At 28.8% G+C, this 21449-nt stretch carries 21 protein-coding genes and 1 riboswitch; of the genes, 17 read left to right on the top strand and 4 right to left on the bottom strand.

The features are described from left to right. Positions 1-83: 83 nt before the first annotated feature. The 9 genes from rbsK (at position 84) to JOC62_RS05995 (ending at position 10361) form a co-directional block, all read left to right on the top strand. The gene (gene rbsK, locus JOC62_RS06035) at positions 84-1013 is read left to right on the top strand and encodes a ribokinase (protein ID WP_204594323.1); all 930 of its coding nucleotides are present in this window, start codon (positions 84-86) and stop codon (positions 1011-1013) included. Between the two features lie 5 nt (positions 1014-1018). Continuing rightward, on the top strand, positions 1019-1414 hold the full coding sequence (gene rbsD / locus JOC62_RS06030) for a D-ribose pyranase (protein WP_204594322.1): 396 nt from the start codon (positions 1019-1021) through the stop codon (positions 1412-1414). A 15-nt stretch (positions 1415-1429) separates the two neighbouring features. After that, complete coding sequence (locus JOC62_RS06025) at positions 1430-2932, top strand: sugar ABC transporter ATP-binding protein (RefSeq protein ID WP_204594321.1); 1503 nt, start codon at positions 1430-1432, stop codon at positions 2930-2932. Positions 2933-2974: 42 nt separating this feature from the next. Then, the gene (locus JOC62_RS06020) at positions 2975-3910 is read left to right on the top strand and encodes an ABC transporter permease (protein WP_204594320.1); all 936 of its coding nucleotides are present in this window, start codon (positions 2975-2977) and stop codon (positions 3908-3910) included. A gap of 21 nt (positions 3911-3931) precedes the next feature. Next, positions 3932-4837 carry a ribose ABC transporter substrate-binding protein RbsB gene (rbsB, locus tag JOC62_RS06015; RefSeq protein ID WP_204594319.1) on the top strand — a complete coding sequence of 302 codons (906 nt, stop codon included), beginning with the start codon at positions 3932-3934 and terminating at the stop codon, positions 4835-4837. 118 nt (positions 4838-4955) lie between these two features. After that, a complete protein-coding gene (locus tag JOC62_RS06010) occupies positions 4956-5957 on the top strand; it encodes a LacI family DNA-binding transcriptional regulator (RefSeq protein ID WP_204594318.1) in 1002 nt (333 codons plus the stop codon). A 360-nt stretch (positions 5958-6317) separates the two neighbouring features. Further along, positions 6318-9242 (top strand): polysaccharide lyase family 8 super-sandwich domain-containing protein, encoded by a 2925-nt coding sequence (locus JOC62_RS06005; protein ID WP_204594317.1) that lies wholly within the window; start codon positions 6318-6320, stop codon positions 9240-9242. 239 nt (positions 9243-9481) lie between these two features. Further along, positions 9482-9712, top strand: a complete 231-nt coding sequence (locus JOC62_RS06000; protein ID WP_204594316.1) for a TIGR04540 family protein — start codon at positions 9482-9484, stop codon at positions 9710-9712. Between the two features lie 214 nt (positions 9713-9926). Continuing rightward, entirely contained in the window at positions 9927-10361 is a 435-nt protein-coding gene (locus JOC62_RS05995; RefSeq protein WP_204594315.1) for a hypothetical protein, read from the top strand. A gap of 131 nt (positions 10362-10492) precedes the next feature. Here the strand turns inward: JOC62_RS05995 and JOC62_RS05990 are convergent, their stop codons facing one another. Then, positions 10493-10987: a CarD family transcriptional regulator gene (locus tag JOC62_RS05990; protein ID WP_204594314.1), complete on the bottom strand. Its 495-nt coding sequence runs from the start codon at positions 10985-10987 to the stop codon at positions 10493-10495. Between the two features lie 271 nt (positions 10988-11258). Here JOC62_RS05990 and JOC62_RS05985 point away from each other — a divergent pair, with 271 nt between their 5' ends. Continuing rightward, a complete protein-coding gene (locus tag JOC62_RS05985) occupies positions 11259-11603 on the top strand; it encodes a hypothetical protein (RefSeq protein WP_204594313.1) in 345 nt (114 codons plus the stop codon). A gap of 139 nt (positions 11604-11742) precedes the next feature. Then, entirely contained in the window at positions 11743-11889 is a 147-nt protein-coding gene (locus JOC62_RS05980; RefSeq protein WP_204594312.1) for a hypothetical protein, read from the top strand. 54 nt (positions 11890-11943) lie between these two features. Here JOC62_RS05980 and JOC62_RS05975 read toward each other — a convergent pair whose 3' ends face one another. From JOC62_RS05975 to JOC62_RS05965, 3 genes are all read right to left on the bottom strand, one after another. Then, on the bottom strand, positions 11944-13053 hold the full coding sequence (locus tag JOC62_RS05975) for a DEAD/DEAH box helicase (protein ID WP_204594311.1): 1110 nt from the start codon (positions 13051-13053) through the stop codon (positions 11944-11946). 329 nt (positions 13054-13382) lie between these two features. Further along, positions 13383-13571 (bottom strand): hypothetical protein, encoded by a 189-nt coding sequence (locus tag JOC62_RS05970; protein WP_204594310.1) that lies wholly within the window; start codon positions 13569-13571, stop codon positions 13383-13385. 13 nt (positions 13572-13584) lie between these two features. Next, the gene (locus JOC62_RS05965) at positions 13585-14880 is read right to left on the bottom strand and encodes an acetyl-CoA hydrolase/transferase family protein (protein WP_204594309.1); all 1296 of its coding nucleotides are present in this window, start codon (positions 14878-14880) and stop codon (positions 13585-13587) included. A gap of 454 nt (positions 14881-15334) precedes the next feature. After that, a riboswitch (purine riboswitch) is annotated at positions 15335-15436 on the top strand. A gap of 118 nt (positions 15437-15554) precedes the next feature. On the opposite strand from JOC62_RS05965, the gene JOC62_RS05960 reads away from it, so the two are divergent. The 6 genes from JOC62_RS05960 (at position 15555) to JOC62_RS05935 (ending at position 21438) form a co-directional block, all read left to right on the top strand. Continuing rightward, complete coding sequence (locus tag JOC62_RS05960) at positions 15555-16940, top strand: uracil-xanthine permease family protein (protein ID WP_207758153.1); 1386 nt, start codon at positions 15555-15557, stop codon at positions 16938-16940. A 273-nt stretch (positions 16941-17213) separates the two neighbouring features. After that, positions 17214-18044: a 5-dehydro-4-deoxy-D-glucuronate isomerase gene (gene kduI, locus JOC62_RS05955; protein ID WP_204594308.1), complete on the top strand. Its 831-nt coding sequence runs from the start codon at positions 17214-17216 to the stop codon at positions 18042-18044. Positions 18045-18065: 21 nt separating this feature from the next. Further along, positions 18066-19256, top strand: a complete 1191-nt coding sequence (locus tag JOC62_RS05950) for a glycoside hydrolase family 88 protein (protein WP_204594307.1) — start codon at positions 18066-18068, stop codon at positions 19254-19256. A gap of 16 nt (positions 19257-19272) precedes the next feature. Continuing rightward, a complete protein-coding gene (locus JOC62_RS05945; protein ID WP_204594306.1) occupies positions 19273-19767 on the top strand; it encodes a PTS sugar transporter subunit IIB in 495 nt (164 codons plus the stop codon). Positions 19768-19838: 71 nt separating this feature from the next. Next, positions 19839-20636, top strand: a complete 798-nt coding sequence (locus JOC62_RS05940) for a PTS mannose/fructose/sorbose/N-acetylgalactosamine transporter subunit IIC (protein ID WP_204594305.1) — start codon at positions 19839-19841, stop codon at positions 20634-20636. Next, complete coding sequence (locus JOC62_RS05935) at positions 20626-21438, top strand: PTS system mannose/fructose/sorbose family transporter subunit IID (protein ID WP_204594304.1); 813 nt, start codon at positions 20626-20628, stop codon at positions 21436-21438. Before JOC62_RS05940 ends, JOC62_RS05935 begins: the two co-directional genes overlap by 11 nt. Positions 21439-21449: the final 11 nt, after the last annotated feature.

Here is a 21449-nt window from a genome sequence, read left to right as displayed (position 1 = left end):
AAAATATGTTGAAAAACGTTTACAAATGTATTATTATATAGTTAATCGATTTAGTGAAACGATTTAGTAGGAAGGTGAGTTAAATGAATAAAGTTTGCGTACTTGGAAGTATAAATATGGATTTAGTTATAAAAGTTAATGAGATGCCAAAGGAAGGTGAGACAATCCTTTCAAAATCTTTCGAAAAGATTGCAGGTGGAAAAGGCGCTAACCAAGCAGTTGCAGCAAAAAGATGTGGAAATATAGTTTCTATGATTGGAAAGATTGGTAGAGATGATAATGGACAAATCTTAAAGACTTTATTAGATGAAGAAGGAATAGATACAAGTTTAGTATTTGAGGATAAGAATGAGCCAACAGGAATGGCTATGATAACGGTAAACAATAGAGGCAATAATTCAATAACTGTTATATCAGGATCAAATATGACTTTAAATAAAAGTGAAATAGATAAATCAAAGGAAGTAATAAAAAATAGTGATATTTTGATATCTCAATTTGAAACACCAGAAGAAATTACATTAGAAGCATTTAAAATAGCAAAAGAAAATAATAAAATAACTATTTTAAATCCAGCACCAGCTAAAAAGATAGATGATGAATTATTAAAATATACAGATATAATAATTCCAAATGAAACAGAAGCTGAACTTTTAACAGGAGTAGAGGTAAATGATTTAGAAACTGCAAAAATAGCATCAAAGGAACTATTAGATAAGGGTGTAAAGTTTGTAATTATAACTTTAGGATCAAAGGGAGCTGCTGTTATAAACAAAGAAAATGGACAAGTAGTACCAGCATTTAAAGTTAATGCAGTAGATACTACAGCAGCAGGAGATAGTTTTATTGGTGGATTAAGTTCAAAGCTTAATATAGAAAATTTGAATTTTGAGAATTTATTAAAAGCAGTTAAGTTTGGAAATAAAGTTTCTTCAATAACAGTACAAAGAGAAGGTGCACAACCTTCAATAGCAAGACTTGTAGAAGTTATTGAGATTTATGGAGAGGAGTAAAACTTATGAGAAAGACAAAATTATTAAATAGTGAGATAGGAACAGTTATATCACAAATGGGACATACTGATTCATTAGCAATAGGAGATTGTGGATTGCCTATACCTATGAATGTAAAAAGAATAGATTTAGCATTAATTAAGAACCTACCAACATTTATGGATACATTAAAATCAGTTCTTCTAGAATTGCAAATAGAAGAAGTAATCATAGCAACGGAAACTGAAGAAGTAAGTCCAGAGCTTTTCTTAGAAATAAAGAAGGAAATTGGAGATGTTAAAATAACATTTATAAGCCATGAAGGTTTAAAAGAAGAACTTAAAAATTGTAGAGCAGTTATAAGAACAGGAGAACAAACACCTTATGCAAATATAATTTTAAAGTCAGGAGTTGTCTTTTAATAAGGAGGAATTTATATGGATTCAAAAAAACCAATGCTAAGGATGGAGGGAGTGAGTAAATCATTCCCTGGAGTTAAAGCATTAGACAATGTAGATATAACAGCATATGGAGGAGAAGTTACTGCACTAATGGGAGAAAATGGTGCAGGGAAATCAACTCTTATGAAAATATTAAGTGGTGTATATCAAAAGGATGAAGGTAAGATATTTATCCAAGGAGAAGAAGTAAATATTAAAGGAATAAAGGCAGCGGAAGAACTTGGAGTTACAATAATACACCAAGAGCTTAGTGTAATTAATAATTTAACTGTTTGCGAAAATATATTTTTAGGTAATGAAAAAGTTAATAAGGGAACTAGAAAAATAAATAAAAAACTTCTTGCAGAGAGAAGCAAAATGTTCTTAGAACAAATTGGTTGTAATGTAGATCCAAATGAGCTTGCATCTAATTTAAATGTAGGAGAAAAGCAAATGATTGAAATTGCAAAGGCTCTTACAAAAAATGCAGCAGTTATAATAATGGATGAACCAACAACAGCACTTACTGATGTTGAAACAAAGCAATTATTTAAAGTAATAGATAGCTTAAAGAAAAAAGGTATAGCTATCATATATATATCACACAGAATGGAAGAGATTTTTGCAATATGTGATAGAGTGGAAGTTTTAAGAGATGGAAAGTATGCAGGAAATGCATTAGTTAAAGATATTGATAATGATAAGCTTATAACTATGATGGTTGGAAGAAAGATAGAAGATCAATTTCCATACAGAGAAACTAAAAAGGGAAAAGCCATATTAGAAGTTAAAAATTTATGTTCTAAAGCTGGAGTAAATAATGCAAACTTTGAAGTTAAAGAAGGAGAAATTCTAGGAATTGCAGGACTTATGGGATCTGGAAGAACTGAGCTTGCAAAAACTATATTTGGAGCTTATAAGAAGACTTCTGGAACAGTTAAGATAAATGGCACAGAACTATCAGGCGGAAGTGTACAAGAAGCTATTAAAAATGGTATATGTTATCTTTCAGAAGATAGAAAAAAAGAAGGTTGTGTACTTAGCTTATCTGTTGCTGATAATATGACAATTTCAAATCTTACAAGTTATGAGAATAAATTTGGTGCATTAAATAAAAAAAGTGAGATGTCTGATGTAAATGAATACATAAAGAAAATAAGAATAAAGACACCAAATCCACAGCAACTTATGAAAAATTTAAGTGGAGGTAATCAACAAAAAGTTATTTTAGCAAAATGGCTTATGTTACATCCAGAAGTTTTAATAATAGATGAACCAACTAAAGGTATTGATGTTGGTGCAAAAAAAGAAATATATGAATTATTAAATGAACTTAAAGAAAGTGGAAAAGCCATAATTATAATTTCTTCTGATATGCCAGAAGTACTTGGAATAAGTGATAGAATAATGGTTATGAGTGAAGGAAAGATAACTGGTGAAGTTTCAAGAGAAGAAGCTACACAAGAAAAAATAATGAAATTAGCGGTTGGAATAAATTAATTATTAAATATTAATTTTTACAAATGAGAGGAGTTTTAAACTATGAAAGAAAACTACAAAGAATACTTAGATAAATATAAATCCTTAATTGGACTAGTACTATTATGTATAATAATAACTTTTGTAACTCCAAGCTTTTTAACTGTAGCAAATATAACTAATGTATTTACACAAGTTTCAGTTAATGCAATTATAGCAGTAGGTATGACTTTTGTTATCTTAACAGGTGGAATTGATTTATCAGTTGGATCAACTCTTGCAATTAGTGGAGCACTTGGAGCTTCAATTATTAAATCAACAAATAATATATTCTTAGCAATAATAGTTGCAGCTGTTGTAGGTATCGCTATAGGTCTTGTAAACGGTATACTAATAGCTAAAGGTAAATTACAAGCATTCATAGTAACACTTGCAACTATGACAATATTTAGAGGTGCAACTTTAGTATTTACAAATGGTACTCCAATATCTAAATTACCTGAAAGTTTCTTAAAGATAGGTAATGCGAAGCTTGGTTTCATACCAGTTCCAGTAATTATAACTATAGTAATAGCAGCAATTTCAATTTATATATTATCACAAACTAGATTCGGAAGATATTTATACGCTTTAGGTGGCAATGAGGAATCAGCTAAATTATCAGGAATAAACACAGATAAAATAAAGGTATTAACTTATGTAGTATCAGGTTTTGTATCAGCAATAGCTGGTGTAATTATAACTAGTAGAATAGGATCAGCTTCACCTAATGCAGGGGTAGGTTTTGAGCTAGATGCAATAGCAGCAGTAGTAATTGGAGGAACTTCATTAGCAGGTGGAGAAGGTAAAATATCAGGAACTATAATAGGTGCTTTAATAATTGGAGTTTTAAATAATGGATTAAACTTAATGAATGTATCACCTTTCTATCAATCAATAGTAAAAGGTTTAGTTATATTAATAGCAGTCCTATTAGATAAAAAGAGCAGAAAGAAATAGGATATTACGGAGGGAAAGAATATGAGAATAAAAAAGAGAGTAATTGCTCTTGCTTTAATTGGAGTATTAGCTCTAGGCTCATTAACTGGATGTATGAAAAAAGATAATCCTAAAAAAATTGGAATGGTTCTTTCAACTTTAAATAATCCATTTTTCGTTTCAATGAAAGAAGGAGCAGAAGCTGAGGCTAAAAAATTAGGTTTTGAATTAATTGTACTTGACTCAACAAATGATCCTGCAAAAGAGAGAGCAAATGTAGAGGATTTAATACAACTTGGAGTGACAGCATTACTTATAAATCCAACAGATAGTGATGCAGTAGTTAAAACTATAGAGGTAGCAAATAAAGCTAATGTTCCAGTAATAACATTAGATAGACAAGCGAATGGAGGAGTTGTTACAAGTCATATAGCATCAGATAATATTGCTGGTGGAGAGATGGCAGCTAAGTTTGTATTAGACCAATTTAAGGATAAAGATAATATAAATATAGTAGAAATTCAAGGAATACCAGGAGCATCAGCTACAAGAGATAGAGGACAAGGATTCCATAATATATTAGATAAAGAAAGCAAAGCTAAATTTATATCAATTCAAGCGGCAGATTTTGATAGACAAAAGGGACTTCAAGTTATGGAAAACATCATACAAAGAGATCCAAATATTCAAGTAGTATTTGCACATAATGATGAAATGGCTCTTGGAGCTGCAAAGGCAATAAAGGCAGCAGGACTTAACACTATAGTAATCGGATTCGATGGAAATGAAGATGCTAAAGAGGCTATAGAAAAGGGAGAAATGAAAGCAACTATAGCACAGCAACCAGATGAAATTGGTAAATTAGGAGTAGAGCTTGCAGCTAAGATCTATAATGGTGAAAAGGTAGACAATAATATTGCAGCAGATTTAAAGATTTATTCAAATTAAAGAAAATAAAGAGCCTAAAAATTAATAGAGTTTTAGGCTCTTTTAATTTACTCAATGTACAAATTTAAAGGAAAGAAATATGGTATAATTTTAAATAATAAATTTATGGGGGAAAAAGATGAGAAAAACGACTTTATTAGACATAGCAAAAGCTGTTAATGTTTCTAAGACTACAGTATCAATGGTACTTAATAATAAAGAGAACAATATATCAAAAGAGACAAAAGAAAAAATATTTAAGGCTGCAAAAGAGTTAAATTATGTACCAAATTATTTAGCTAAGAGTTTAATAACTAAAAGATCCTATAGTATTGGTGTTATAGTACCAGATATACAAAATCCCTTCTTCAGTGAAATGGCTAAAGGCATTGAAAAAATAGCAGAAGAGAATGGATATAGCATAATATTATGTAATACACTAAATAGTAAGAGGAGAGAAAATGAACATATTAAGCTACTTATGAGTAAAGCTATAGATGGACTTATAATAGCTCCAAGTGATGATAAGAGTGAATCATTTGATATATTAGAAAATCAAGGTATACCCTTTGTAATAGTGGATAGAGTTGTAGAAGATTTTGAAAAATTTAATGGAGTTTTTTGTAATAATGAAAAAGGTATAAGACTGGGATTAGATTATCTACATAATAAAGGGAAAAGAAATATAGCTTTTATTGGAGGTAATAAAGAATATAGTACTGCTAATATTAGATTAAAGACCTATATAGAAAAAGTTATTGAACTTGGTATATATAACAAAGATTTTAATATAGAGGATGATTTTTCATTAGAAGGTGGATTTAAGGCAACAAAGCGTCTTATAGAAAAAGATCTGGAGATAGATGCAATATTCTACAGTAGTGATGTAATGGCTATTGGAGGTATAAAATACTTACTTAGAAACGGATATAAAATACCAGAAGATATAAGTATATTAGGATTTGATAATATTGATATCTGTAATTTTATTGAGCCAGAGCTTACAACAGTAGCACAGCCTATATATAATATGGGAGAGGAAGGGATAAAACTTCTTCTTAGACTTATAGATAAAAAGGATATTGAGGAAAAGATAATAGAATTAGATCCTTACCTAATAGAAAGAGGTACAGTAAAATAAAAAACAGGTATATATTATAATACCTGTTTTTTATTTTACGTATTTATTGTTATATAGTTTCTTATGATCTTTATTATCAATTATGGCACTAACAATTTTAATTGTATTTTTCATAATAATCACCTCAATTATTATTTTATACCAATGAAATATTTATATAAATTAACACAAGGTAAATATATGTTAATTATATATTCAAAAATAAATTATAGTAAAAAATTAATATAATTTAAAAAAACAATTAAATATATATTAAAAAATTAAAAAATATATATTGCAAATCGGTTTACTGTATATTATATTTACAATAGAGGCTGGATAGCTTTGGTAGATTATAAAATAAAGGGGAGATTATTTTTTATGAGAAAAAGTAAAGAAAGTATAAAGATTTTAATACTTACAGCTTTAATTTCTACTATCTCTGTAACAAGTTTAATTAGTAATACTGTAAATGCAGCTACTTTAAATCCTAAAAAAGCAGAATTAACGGCAGGTAAAGTTAATGATGAGGAACAGGTTATTGAGAAGATACGACTTATGTGGAAAGATGATTTAACTGGAGGTAAAGATATTGATTTAGATAATCCAGTTATATCTAAAAAGATAACCGGATATGTAAATCAAACAAAAAAATTTCTACAAACTATGAATGAAGACAAGTTAAAAGACTGGTTATGGGAAGAGTATAAAGATTATAAGGAGAATCCAGCAAGAATAACATCCATGTTTAATAACGTAGTATCTATGGCTAAGGCTTATAGCTTACCAAATGATACTTACTATCAAAATGAAGAACTTAGAGGTAAAATAATATATGCCTTAGAGTGGATTAATGAAAACGCATACAACGACAAGATAGAAGAATATGGAAATTGGTGGGACTGGATGATTGGTATACCTGCTAGACTAAATGATGTAGTTGTATTAATGTATGATGATTTATCAAAAGAACAAGTTGATAAATATATGAGTGCAATACAAAAGTTCTTACCAAGTATAGAACCAGGGAGTAAGCATCATACAGGAGCAAATTTAGCAGATGTATGTCTAAATAAATTATTACAAGGAGTTAATCAAAAGGATTCAAGTAAAATAAAAGAGGCATCAGAGGATATAGTAAGTGTATTTAATTATGTAACTAGTGATGATGGATTTTATCCAGATGGTTCCTATGTGCAGCATGGCATAGTGGCTTATACTGGCTCTTATGGTAACGTTTTAATAAATAAAGTATCAAATTTAATGTTCTTATTGGAAAATACACCATGGAGTATTAAATCTGATAACAAAAATAACATATATAAATGGATATTTGAAAGTTTTGATCCAATTATCTATAAAGGATATGTTATGGATATGGTAAGAGGAAGATCCATATCAAGACCTAAAGATAACGGATATATTCAAGCAGCAGGAATTATGGAGGGAATGCTTAAACTTTCAATGATTTCAGATAAAGAAACATCACAAAGAATCCAGAGTTTAGTGAAAGAATGGGCACAAGAGTCTTCTAGTGTAATAGACCCTGGAAGTAGATTCAAATCTATAAATGCTATAAATACATTTTATAAGATTATGAAAGATGATAATATTGTAGCATCAAAACAAGGTGAAAATCATTATGCATTAAATATGATGGACAAGACTGTTCATGAGAGAAGTGATTATTCTTTAGCAATTTCAAGAAGTTCAAATAGAATTAGTAAATATGAATTTATGAATAAAGAAAATTTAAGACCTTGGTTCCAAGGAGATGGAATGACATATCTTTATAATAATGATTTAACACAATTTTCAGAGGATTTTTGGCCAACTGTTGATCTATATAGAATGCCTGGAACCACAGTTGATAGTAAAAAGAGAGCAGATAAAGAAATAATTCCAGGGGTTGACCCAGGTGCAACAGAGCAAGATAAGGTATATTATGAACTTACTAATGAAAGCTGGTCAGGTGGAAGTAAGTTAGGTAAGTATGGAGTAGCAGGTATGAAAATAAGCAATAAAAATGATTCATTAACTGCAAATAAAGCTTGGTTTATGTTTGATAATGAGATAGTTTGCTTAGGATCTGGAATAACAAATCCAGATGAATTTGATACAGAGACAATAATAGAGAATAGAAAGATTAAAAAAGACGGAACAAATAAATTTATAGTGGATGGACAAGAGAAAGTATCTAATCTAGGTGATAAGGGAGAGATAAAAAATGCAAAGTGGGCATACCTTCAAGGAAATGCTGAAGGGTCAGATATAGGATATTATTTCCCAGATGGTGAAGATATAAATATTTTAAGAGATAGAAGAGAAGGAAATTGGCTAGATATAAATTCAGGAACATCATCCTTAGATAAAGGGGTAACAAATAATTATCTAACTATGTATATAGATCATGGTAAAAATATTAAAGATGAAGAATATAGTTATGTGCTGCTTCCAAACAAGTCAAAAGATGAAATAGAAAAGTATTCAAAAGATTCTAAGATTAAAATACTTAGAAATGATGAAAAAGCAAGTGGAGTTAAGCATACTGGACTAAATATTGAAGGTGCAAACTTCTGGGTAGATGGAAAAAATACCTCTGGAGATATAACATCAAATAAGAAAGCTTCAGTAATAATGAAGGAAGATGATAATAAAAACCTAACAATTTCTGTGTCAGATCCAACCTTTGAAGGTAATAAGATATCAATAGAAATAAATAAAAGTGGAGGAAATATAGTTTCTAAAGATGATAGAATATCAAATGTTAAATTTAAAGATGGAAAGGTTACATTTGATGTAGATGTTAAAGATTCTAAAGGAACTACATCAGAACTTGTAGTTAAACTTAAAGATGGAAATAACAAACCTGATATAGAAAGCCTAAATGAAATACCAGAGATATATGGACAAGATATAAAATTAAATCAAGGCGATAAGTGGGATAAAGCTCTTCATAAATTAAGTGCAAAAGATAAAGAAGATGGTGATATAACTGATAAAATATTAATAGAGAAAAATAATCTACCCCTTGATAAGAATTCAGTGGTAGATAAGCCTGGAAAGTATAATGTAGTATTCTCTGTTACTGATAGTAAAGGTGGAAAAAAAGAGAAAACTCTAGGGGTAGAAGTATTAGAAAAAGAAATCAAACCACAAAATGATGAGAAGGATAAAAATAATACATCAGAAAATAAACTTCCAAGTACTGGTCTTACGGCAGAAGCATTAGGATTAGTATTAACTGGTGGAGGGTTATTTGGAAGTGGATTATATTTTTTAAAGAAGAGAAAGAATAAACTTTAATATTTAATAAATAAGAATGTGTAGGTAAAATCCTACACATTTTCTCTATAATATTTTTACAGGTTAAATAGTTTATTCATTTAATAAATATAAGAAAATGTGGTAGTATTTATATAGAGATATTAATAAAAAATATGAATATCTTTGCAGATTTTATAGCAATTTAAATAATAATATAAAATAATAATATAATATGTTATTATATAGATGATAAAATAATTAATACAAAGGAGTACATTATGAGAGCAGTTTACAAAAATCCAAAAGAATTAGCAACATGTTTAAAGGACTTAATAGATCAACATTTAGATGATCTTATCACTTATGAAAAACTAGAAGAAAAAATAGTTAGAATTGTTAAGGCTAATGGAAATAGTGTATATAAGGATGGACATATGCCTGTAAAGTTATCTAATATATTAGGTGAAGAAAGAAAAGATATAATAGATAAGATAATGGCAAATAATTAGTTTAAAGAAATAGCTTTAAAGATTAATACATATTGAAGATGATTTAATAAAAGCATAAGTTTTGAAAAGTATTTTTAAAATCTTCTTTTTTAATGTATAATAAACAAGCAGGAAAAAATTAAGTGAGTAGAGCTAACTTCTTTTAAAGTTAGAGAGATTTATTTTAAATCCACTTAAGATAGAGATATATATTTGAAAGAAGGTAGAATTAGGTATGGCAACTATAAAGATATTTAATAAAAAAATTCAATGGGATGGTTTAAATTTAACTTGTGTCATGGAAAGATATTTAGACACTAACAATATTGCGTTAGAAGTTTATGATGAATATGGCGAGTTTTATGAAGGCATTACATTAGATTATAAAGAAACATTACCAAAATCAAATAATGCTATTATAAATAATAGAAATGAATGTGAAGGAATATTAAGCGTTTTAACAGGAGCTAATATTGCTAAAGTTGTTGGTAAGATAGATGTTAATCTTTTAATGAGAGATTTAGTTGTTGTTAATAGTAGAGAATTTAAAGAAATTGATGAAGATTTATTTTTAGACTTTGCAAAAAGTTCATTTATGGATTTAAATTCATTTATAGCAGATATGAGTAAAGCTGAAGAAGAGGTTGCAGTAGATGAAACTGCTGAATAATATCATAAAATAAAAGATGTATTGGATTTTTCCATACATCTTTTATTTTATGAAAAAAGAGATATAAATTTAAATAAAGTTCTATTATACCTCTCTTTGCTTTAAAATATATTCAATTATATGTACTTAACTTATATTAAAGAAAGTGAATTATCTAATAGGGTAGTAGCTTCAGTATTAGATATTTCTTTACTTAAACATATTTCATTAATTAAAAATTTTTTTGTGTTAGTTAACATTTGTTTTTCACTTGTATTTAAATTATGATCTTTACTAACTTGAGTAAGATTAGATATTATTTCAATATAATCCTTTAAAGTACCTAATTTAAATTTTATAGTATTATCATGTAACCTTGCCTTACAATTGCTGCTATTTAATTCTTCTAATTCAGTAGAAAATTTATTAATATTATTAAGAGCCTTATCTAAGACATTAGATTCGCTTATTAATCTTAAATTACAAACTTCTGAACGATTAGCAGGTAGCATAAGTTTTAAGTTGTTATTAACTAAATGAATTCTATAATATTTCTGCATCTTACCTAAGAATTCCTTCTCTTCAACAACATCAATAACACCAACACCTTGGCTAGGATAAACAATTTTATCTCCTACATTAAACAAACAGAGCACCTCCAAAAATAGTTATAATAATATTATAACACACTTGTTGTATTTTGACGAAACAAATATTTTATCATATTAGAATATGCATGTCAATTATTTTATGTAGTTCCTAAATTTAGCTTAGAATTAATTTATATTTATAAATTAATGGTTGATATTAGTTAGCTTAATAATAGATTTTATGTGAAAAATAATAAGGGAGGACATTAGATAAAATATATATGGTATAGTTAAATATGTAAGTAATTTTAGAAAAGAGGTACATAAGATGAATGAAAATTATATTAATGTATTAGAAGCAGCAAAAGAGCTAGGATTAAAAGCCAAAGTAGTTACTTCAGTAAAATCCTTTGACAATTATAATAGTTTTTTTAATATATATGCAGATAGTGAAGAACCTTGTAGACGTATTGTTATTTTAACAGAAGACGAATATGTAGAAGAGGTGTATGATGAGGATCCAAGTAGAGCAGTAAATCTTATGGAAAAGATAGATGGTAACATATGGATTGAGGAGTTTCCTTTAACTACTAATCCCAATAGCATAATATTAGAAAATATAGCTGTACCAAAGGAAATTGTTGAAAAATTTAAGTGTGATAAAAATATATAAAGATATGTCGTAAGTAAATAGCGTTACATTATTATTTACATTACAAATATGTAATGTTATTGAAAGGTTATAAAATATGTAAAATAACATTGAAAATATATAATAAGTGTATAATAAAATAACAGAGAGAGGATAAAAGATGCTAAAAATACGGAATTTAATTATATTAGGAATTATAGTAATAAGTATAGGATTAATGTTATTGGAGCATGTAAATGATACTAGAAAAAAAGAAATAGATGAGCAAAAACAATATATAAAAGCAACATATAAAGAGATAAAATGAAAATAAGCAAATAAAGAGATAATATATATTTAAATATATATTATCTCTTTTAATTTAAATATCTAAAATTCTCCTTGGAATTTTAAATTCTATAGTTTCTTCTATTTCCTCTAACATTCTACTATCCTTTGGATCTACAAAAAGACAAGTATAACCACATTCACCAGCTCTACCAGTTCTACCTATACGGTGTATATAACTTTCAACATTTTCTGGTATATCATAATTATAAATGTTATCAACACCACTTATATCAAGTCCGCGAGCAGCTACATCTGTTGCAATTAAATATTGTATATCAGCATTTCTAAAAGATTTCATTATTCTTTCACGCTTAGGTTGAGGAATGTCACTATGAATCTTCTTACAGTTATAGCCTCGTTTATGAAGGTCCATTTCTAAATTATCAACTCTTCTTTTGGTTCTACAAAAGATTATTGCCATAAATGGATTATCTTTATCTAATACTGTACATAAAGCATCTTGTTTTCTTCTATCTGTTGTTTCAACTACCTCTTGCTTTATATTTTTTAATGTAATTTCTTCTTTTTTTACTGAAACAACAACTGGATCAATCATATATCTATAAGATAACTTTTTAACTTTTGAATCCATTGTTGCTGAGAAACATAAAGTTTGACGTTTTTTTGGAGTCTCTTTCATTATGGCTTCAACTTCATTTTTAAACCCCATAAACAACATTTGATCAGCTTCATCGAGGACTAATGTTTTTAAGTTTTTAAGATCAATAGTACCTCTTTTTAGGTGATCTAGAAGTCTTCCTGGAGTTGCAATTACTAATTGTATATTTCCTTTTAATTTTTTTAATTGAGATCCAATATCCTTTCCGCCATATGCAGATAGTATATTAATATCTTTTCCTTCTTTAAGCTTTATAGCCTCTTCTGTTATTTGTATTGCAAGTTCTCTTGTAGGAGATACTATGAGCGCTTGAATACCCTTAGAATCTAGAGAAATATTTTCAAATATAGGAAGTAAGAAAGCTAAAGTTTTTCCAGTACCTGTTTGTGCTTCAGCTATAACATCTCTACCTTCTTTTATAAAAGGAATAGCCTCCCTTTGTATATCTGTTGGAGTGTGTATTCCATATTTTTCTAATACATTAAGTATATCTGATTTTATTCCTAAGTTTTTAAAATTCATAAATCTTACCTTTCGTTTAAAAATTTATTTTAATAAGTTCATTTAATGATATCATAATGAATAGATTAATTCTAATATATTTATTTTTAACTTATTTATAATCAATATTATAGGTAAATTATATAATATTTAACAAAATGTGAATAGGGGATTGTATATGGTGAATAGAAAATTGATTAAAATAGTTATGGAGACAAGAAAAGTATTTAGTATATTTTTATTTATCATTTTCTATCAATTCTTAAGGGACAATTATATGAAAAAGAGAATAGAATAAAAGACATGTAATAAATATACATGTCTTTTTTATTTTAGCTTTAACTTATAAATTACTCACCTAAAACTTGAGATGCATTTGTTATAATACTATCTAAATAATCGGAAGACCCCTCTCCAAAATAGCGAAGTATTTCATCGCAAGAAGAAGAGTTCTTTATAATCATTTCAAGTATTTTAACTTCATTAGTTAGGGTATCTATCTTATTGTTTAGACTTTTATTTGATTCTTTTGAATTCATAATAACACATCCTTTAACAAAGTTTATTTTTTTTAGCAAGTTCCATAAGATCTTCTCTAAATTTTGGGTGAGCTATATTTATTAAGCTATAAGCTCTTTCTTTAATACTTTTTCCGCATAGATTTGCAATACCATATTCTGTAACAATATAATCAGCATCATTTCTAGAATAAGAAATTGCAGAACCTAGATAATGATTTATAGTAATAGTTGAGATAGTGTCATTTTTTGCAGTTGAATGAAGGGCTATTATTGATTTACCATCACTACAAATGCAAGCACCAACTCCAGTATCTGTTTGTCCACCAGTTCCACTATATTGAGTAAAGCCTAGACTTTCTGACGAACATTGCCCAGTTAAATCTACTGAAAGGGCAGTATTTATTGAAATCATTTTATTATTTTTTGAAATTACATATGGATCATTAGTATATGAACACCTTTTCAGCTCAACACAAGGATTATCATCTAGGAAATCATAAAGTTTTTGACTTCCTAAGGCAAATGAACCTATTATTTTATGAGGATGAAGTGTTTTGTATTTATTTGTTACTACTCCTGCATTAAATAAATCTACTATACCTTCTGTTATCATTTCGGTATGTACTCCAAGATCCTTTTTATTAAGTAGGGATTTTGCAACTGCATTAGGAATATTACCGATTCCAAGTTGAATTGTTGATCCATCTTCAACCAAAGAAGATATATATTCGCCTATTTTATAATCTTTATCTGATGGTTCTGTAGAAATTAATTCATTCACTTTACAAGTATTTTCTATAATATAATCAACTTCACTTATATGAACACAAGTATCACCATGTACTTTTGGAAGATTTTCATTTACTTCTAATATAACTATATCTGCTTTATCAATATTCTCTCTCTCGTAAACTAAAGAAAGTGATAAAGAAAAGAATCCATGTTTATCCATTGGTGTTACTGCACCTACAAATATATTAGGCTTTCTATATTTAAGTCTTCTTGTAGCTGAATATCTTAAATGAGTTGGTATATATGAGCAAAGGTCATTTTTGTTAGAATTTCTTGCGGGTGCACCCATAAAAAGAGATTCATTAAAAAAATGACCTTTCATTTCTTCTAATGTGTTGTATTTATATTCATTTAAACTTAACATAGTTACAACAGTAACATTCTCAACCGTATCTTTTATTGTGTGCAATTTTCCTAAAAATCCTTTTGGCTCACAAGGACCTAATGAGCAAACTATTTCATCATTTGATTTTACTAAGTTAAGAGCATCCTCTGTTGAAATTAATTTTTCTTTATAAATATTTAAATAATTCATATAATTGCCTCCTTGTAATAAAAAAATAAGTTAAAATTTTAACAAAGATTTGTAAAAAAAGAGTTATAACTAAATTGCTAAAAGAAATTACATGCAACATATAATCTATTTTAAAAATTTCGTGTATAACTCTAAATCTCTCTAAACACTTTATTTATTAACTTACTTATATAATATAACGAATATTCAGAAAAATCTACACAAAATGTAAAAGTTTACTGTTTGTTAAAAAATAAACTAAATACTATATAATAATATATAATTTATCTAGTAATAATGTGATTATAATAATGAGGTTTATAAATAAATCATAAAAAATTTAAAGAATGAAATTAAGATGTAATTCTATAATTAGAAAAAATATACGATTATACTAAAGGTAAATGTTTAACTTTGAAATTTTAATAATTTTAAAGTTAATGAATTTTAAATTTAAATTTTATGATATAATATGAAACATATCATAGAAACTGCTCGTATATCATCGGAAATAGGGTCCGAAAGTTTCTACCTGCTAGCCGTAAATTAGCAGACTACGAGGTAAATATAAATTTAGTATATAGGATAACACTATTGTTAAATTTATTCACCTCAAATTATATTTGAGGTGTTTTTTTATCCCTAAAAATTAAATAGAGCAGATGATAAATATATCAAAAGGGGAAGAAAATAGGATGGAGAAAATTAAAGAAAGTAGCAATGAGTATAAGCTGATATATGGGATTAATGATAAACCAAAATTAGCAGCACAAGTACTATTAGGATTTCAAAATATTTTTGCGGCTTTTGGAGGAATTATAGCAGTACCGCTTGTAATATCAAGCGCATTAGGTTTAGATGGAGCAACATCAACTGCACTGTTAAGTGCTTCAATTTTAGCATCAGGAGTTGCAACTGTTATACAATCTAAGGGAATTGGACCTTTTGGAGCAAAAGTACCTTGTGTCATGGGAACAGACTTTACTTTTGTTGCCCCATCAATTGCAGTAGGTTCAATTGCAGGGCTTCCAGGAATTATTGGAGCTACAATTTTAGGATCAATACTAGAATTTATATTAAGTTTTTTTATAAGACCGTTAATGAAGTTATTTCCTCCGATTGTAACAGGAACAGTTGTATGTTTAATTGGATTAACATTAGTACCAGTATCTATTGATTGGGCGGCTGGTGGAGTAGGAAATGCTGATTATGGAAGTATGAGGAACATAAGTATAGCAATGATTGTATTAGTTATAACATTACTTTTAAATAGATATGGTAAGGGTATGATAAGTAGTGCAGCAATTCTTATAGGAATGACAATAGGGTACATATTGTGTATTCCACTAGGAATGGTAGATTTTACTTTGGTTAAGGAATCAAGTTGGTTTGCAATGCCTAATATATTTAAGTATGGAGTAGATTTTGATATAAAGTATGTATTAACTTTTATACCAGCATATTTCGTTACCGTTATAGAAACTGTGGGATGTTTAGCTTCTATTTGTGAAGTAACAGATATTAAGGCTGATGATAAAATAATCGGTAGAGGTGTATTAGCTGACGGTGTGGGAAGCTTATTTGCAGGAATAGTAGGCTCTTTCCCAAATACAACTTTTAGTCAAAATGTTGGTTTAATACCATTAACTAAGAATGGTAGCCGTTTTGTGGCTATGACGGCAGGAATACTTTTAATATTACTTGGATTTTTCCCGAAATTTGCAGCGCTTATAAATATAATGCCAGCACCAGTTCTTGGAGGAGTCGGTATAGTAATGTTTGGTACTATAGCGGCAGCTGGAATAAAAACTTTAAGCGGTATAAAGATAAATAATAGAAATTTATTAATTATAGCAACTTCAATAGGATTAGGACTTGGAGTTACCTTTAGACCTGAATTTATAGCAGAGCTTCCTCAAGGAATAAAGATGATATTTTCATCAGGAATATCAACAGGAACAATTGTTGCGCTTATTTTAAATAAGATCCTAAAGGAAGAGAAAATAGAAGAATCCAAAAAAGAAGAAGTGTTAGATGATATAGAAAGTAACATAAAAACTGACGTTACAAATATGGCATAGAATTAAATGAATTTATCTAATAAAAAACTAAGACTAAGTTCTTGGTTTTTTTATTTTTATACAATTTATGTAATAAATTGTATAAAAATGTATTGGAAATAATGTATATTATGAAAACCTTTCATAATATAAAGAAGTAAATTAAAGATTTATAAAAAAATATATTAAAATTCTATTGACAACCTTTTCAAAAGAAAATATAATAAACTCATAAGCTGAGTAAAGCGGTTTAAGAAAAACGGTTTACTAAGTTGGAGCTTTAAGGAGGATATTATGAATTATAGATATGCGAATCATCCAGAGGATTCAAAAAAATATACTACAGAGGATCTTAGAAGACATTATTTAGTTGAAGAAATATTTGTTGATGACAATATTGAATTAACTTATAGCCATGTTGATAGAATAATATTTGGAGGTATTAAACCGGTTTATAAAGAATTAGTTCTTGAAGCAGGAAAAGAAATGGGAGTTGATTATTTCTTAGAAAGAAGAGAGCTTGGATTAATCAATATAGGTGGAGCAGCAATAGTCACTATAGATGGTGTTGAATATAACTTAAATAAAAGAGATGGATTATATGTAGGAAAAGGAAATAAAGAAGTAAAGTTTAAATCAGTAAATCCAGAAGAGCCTGCAAAACTTTATGTAAATTCAGTACCAGCTCATAAAGAGTATAAAACTGTTAAGATTGAAATAGAAAAAGCGAATCCAGTTAAGCTTGGAGATGCTAAGAGTCTTAATAAGAGAACAATATATCAATATGTACATCCAAATGTATGTGAAAGTTGCCAATTGTTAATGGGAATGACAGTTTTAGAAGAGGGTAGTGCTTGGAATACAATGCCATGCCATACTCACGAAAGAAGAATGGAAGTTTACTTCTACTTTGATATGGAAGAAAACACAAGAGTATTCCACTTCATGGGTGAACCGGATGAGACAAGACACTTAGTTGTAAAAAGTGAACAAGCTATCATATCTCCAAGTTGGTCAATACACTCAGGTGTAGGAACAAGTGATTATACATTTATATGGGGAATGTGTGGAGAAAACCAAACATTTGATGATATGGATGCAATAAGAATGGATGAATTAAGATAATATAGCATTTAGGAGATAATTATGATTAAGGATATAAATATTGAAGAAATAAAAAAAAGAGATGAATTTTTAAGTAGTAATTTATTAACTAAATCAGAAGTAAAGCAAGCTATAGAAAATGTTATTAAGCAGATAGATGCAAATATGGAATATTTCAAAGAAAAGTTTCCATATTCAGCAACTAAGAATAGTAAGTATGAAATCATAGAAAATATAGAATGGACAGATGGTTTCTGGACAGGCTTATTATGGCTGGCATACGAATATACTGGAGATAACAAATATAGAGAACTTGCAGAAAAGAATGTTTTATCATTTAAAAATAGAGTAGATAAAGACATTGAAATAGATCATCATGATTTAGGGTTCCTTTATTCGCTATCTTGTGTTAGTGCATATAAATTAACAGGGTCAGAGATTGCAAAAGAGGCTTCAATAAAGGCTGCCGATAAATTAATTTCAAGATATCAAGAAAAAGGTGGATTTATTCAAGCTTGGGGAGAACTAGGACATAAAGATCATTATAGATTTATAATAGATTGCTTATTAAATATTCCTTTACTATACTGGGCAAGTGATGAAACAAGAAATGATAAATATAGAAAAATTGCAGAAAAACATTTCGAAACATCATGCAATTATGTTATTAGAGATGATGCATCAGCATTCCATACATTCTATATGAATCCAGAAGATGGAGCTCCAGTTAAAGGGGTAACTAGACAAGGATATAATGATGAATCAGCTTGGGCTAGAGGACAAGCATGGGGTATATATGGAATTCCTCTAAATTATAGAAGTACAAAAAATACTCATGCATTTAATCTGTATAAAGGAATGACAAACTATTTCTTAAATAGATTACCTAAAGATAATGTATGTTATTGGGATTTAATATTTAATGATGGAGATGATCAATCAAGAGATTCATCAGCTGCTGCAATTGCAGTATGTGGAATGCATGAAATGAATAAATATCTTCCAGAAGTTGATGAAAATAAGGAAGTATATAAGTATGCAATGCATACAATTCTTAGAGAATTAATTGAGAATTATACAAATCCTAATATTGCAGAAGGTGAACCGGTTTTATTACATGGAGTTTACTCATGGCATTCAGGAAAAGGAGTAGATGAAGGTAATATATGGGGAGATTATTACTACTTAGAAGCATTAATTAGGTTCTATAAAGATTGGGAATTATATTGGTAAAAGAGGAGAGGTAATTATGAATACGCCAAATATTGAAATGATGAGAGTGGATCAAAGATTAATACATGGACAAGGACAAATGTGGTTAAATGCATTAGGCGTTAATACTGTAATAGTTGCGGATGATGAGGCAAGTGAAGATAAAATTCAACAAACTTTAATGAAAACGGTTGTTCCAAAGTCTGTTGCAATGAGATTTTTCTCAATTCAGCATACATGTGATGTAATATTTAAAGCATCACCTAAACAAAAAATATTTATAGTATGCAAAACTCCAGAGGATGCATTAAAACTAATTAGAGGTGGAGTTCCAGTTAAAGAAATAAATTTAGGTAACATACACAACTGCGAAGGTAAAGAACAAGTAACTCGTTCTATTTACTTAGGCAAAGAAGATAAGGCTGCTATTAAAGAAATGTCAGAAAAATACGGAATAAAATTTAATACAAAGACTACACCATCAGGAAATGATGGAGCAGTTCAAGTAGATATAACAAAATACTTAGATTAAATTGCTTTATAAAAAATCCTCCTAGGTAAACTCTAGGAGGTAGAATATAATTTATTTATGGAGGTATAATAATGGAAATATCATTAATTCAATGTGTACTGATAGGTCTATGGACAGCATTCTGTCTAGCAGGTATGCTATTAGGTATTTATACAAATCGTTGTATTATTTTATCATTCGGTGTAGGTATTATACTAGGTGATATACCAACTGGTCTTGCAATGGGGGCTGTTGGAGAACTTGCATTCATGGGATTCGGTGTAGGAGCAGGTGGAACAGTTCCTCCAAATCCAATGGGCCCTGGAATTGTTGGAACAATTATGGCAATAACTATGAAGGGAACTGGGATGGATACAGCAACAGCACTTGCATTATCATTCCCATTTGCAGTAGCGTTCCAATTCTTAATAACAGCAACTTATACTTTTGCAACAGGATTAACTTCTTATGCTAAAAAAGGTCTTGAAAAGAAACATTTTAAGCAATTTAGAATAGCAGCTAATGCAACAATATTTGTATTTATTATAGTAGGTTTCTTAATAGGATTTGCAGGAGCTTATAGTGCAGAAGGATTACAAAAGGTTATAGAACTTATACCAGCATGGCTTATTAATGGATTATCAGTAGCAGGTAAGATGTTACCAGCTGTAGGATTTGCAATGATTTTAACAGTTATGGCAAAGACAGAATTAATACCATTTGTATTACTTGGTTATATAGCGGTAGCTTATTTAAATTTACCTGTAATGGGAGTAGCATTTGTTGGAACAATGTTTGCTTTAATGGAGTACTTCAGAATAAAGCATAATGGTAAATCAAATGGAGGAAATGAAGAAGACGAGGAGGTTGTATTTGAAGATGGCATCTAATAGAGTTTTAAAAAAGAGTGATTATGTAAAAGTATCATTAAGATCATATTTCTTGCAAAATGGATTTAACTATGGAAACTATCAAGGTCTTGGATATGCTAATGTAATGTATCCAGCGTTAAAAAAGATATATAAGAATAATGAGGACGGACTAAAGAATACACTAGATGATAATATTGAGTTTTTCAACTCAAACCCTCACTTCTTACCATTTATAACAAGTTTGCATTTAGTAATGCTTGAAGCAGATACACCAACTGATGAAATCAGAGGAATAAAAATGGCGCTTATGGGACCATTATCAGGTATTGGTGATTCATTATCACAATTCTGTTTAGCACCACTTTTCTCTACAATTGCAGCATCATTAGCTCAAGATGGATTAGTTGCAGGACCATTACTATTCTTCTTAGCAATGAATGGAATATTACTAACTATTAAGTTGTTAACCGGTTTATGGGGATACAAATTAGGTACAAGTGTTATTGAAACTTTAAGTGAGAAAATGGGAGAAGTTTCAAAGATCGCAAGCATGATTGGTGTAACAGTAATTTCAGGACTTGCAGTATCATTTGTTAAATTACAAATTCCAATAAAGTATACAGCAGCAATGCCAGATGGTAAGGAAAAGGTAGTTGCTATACAAGAGATGGTAGATAAAATAGCACCAGCATTATTACCAGCGTTATTTACAATACTAGTTTTCTACTTAATTAAGAAACGCAAATGGACAACTTATCATGTTGTTGCTTTAACAATAGTACTAGGAGTACTTGGATCAGTACTTGGAATATTAGGATAATAGGATTAGAG

This window comes from Clostridium sardiniense (genome assembly GCF_016907995.1).
Classification (GTDB): Bacteria; Bacillota; Clostridia; order Clostridiales; family Clostridiaceae; genus Clostridium; species Clostridium sardiniense.
This window is presented reverse-complemented; position numbering and strand designations above follow the sequence as displayed.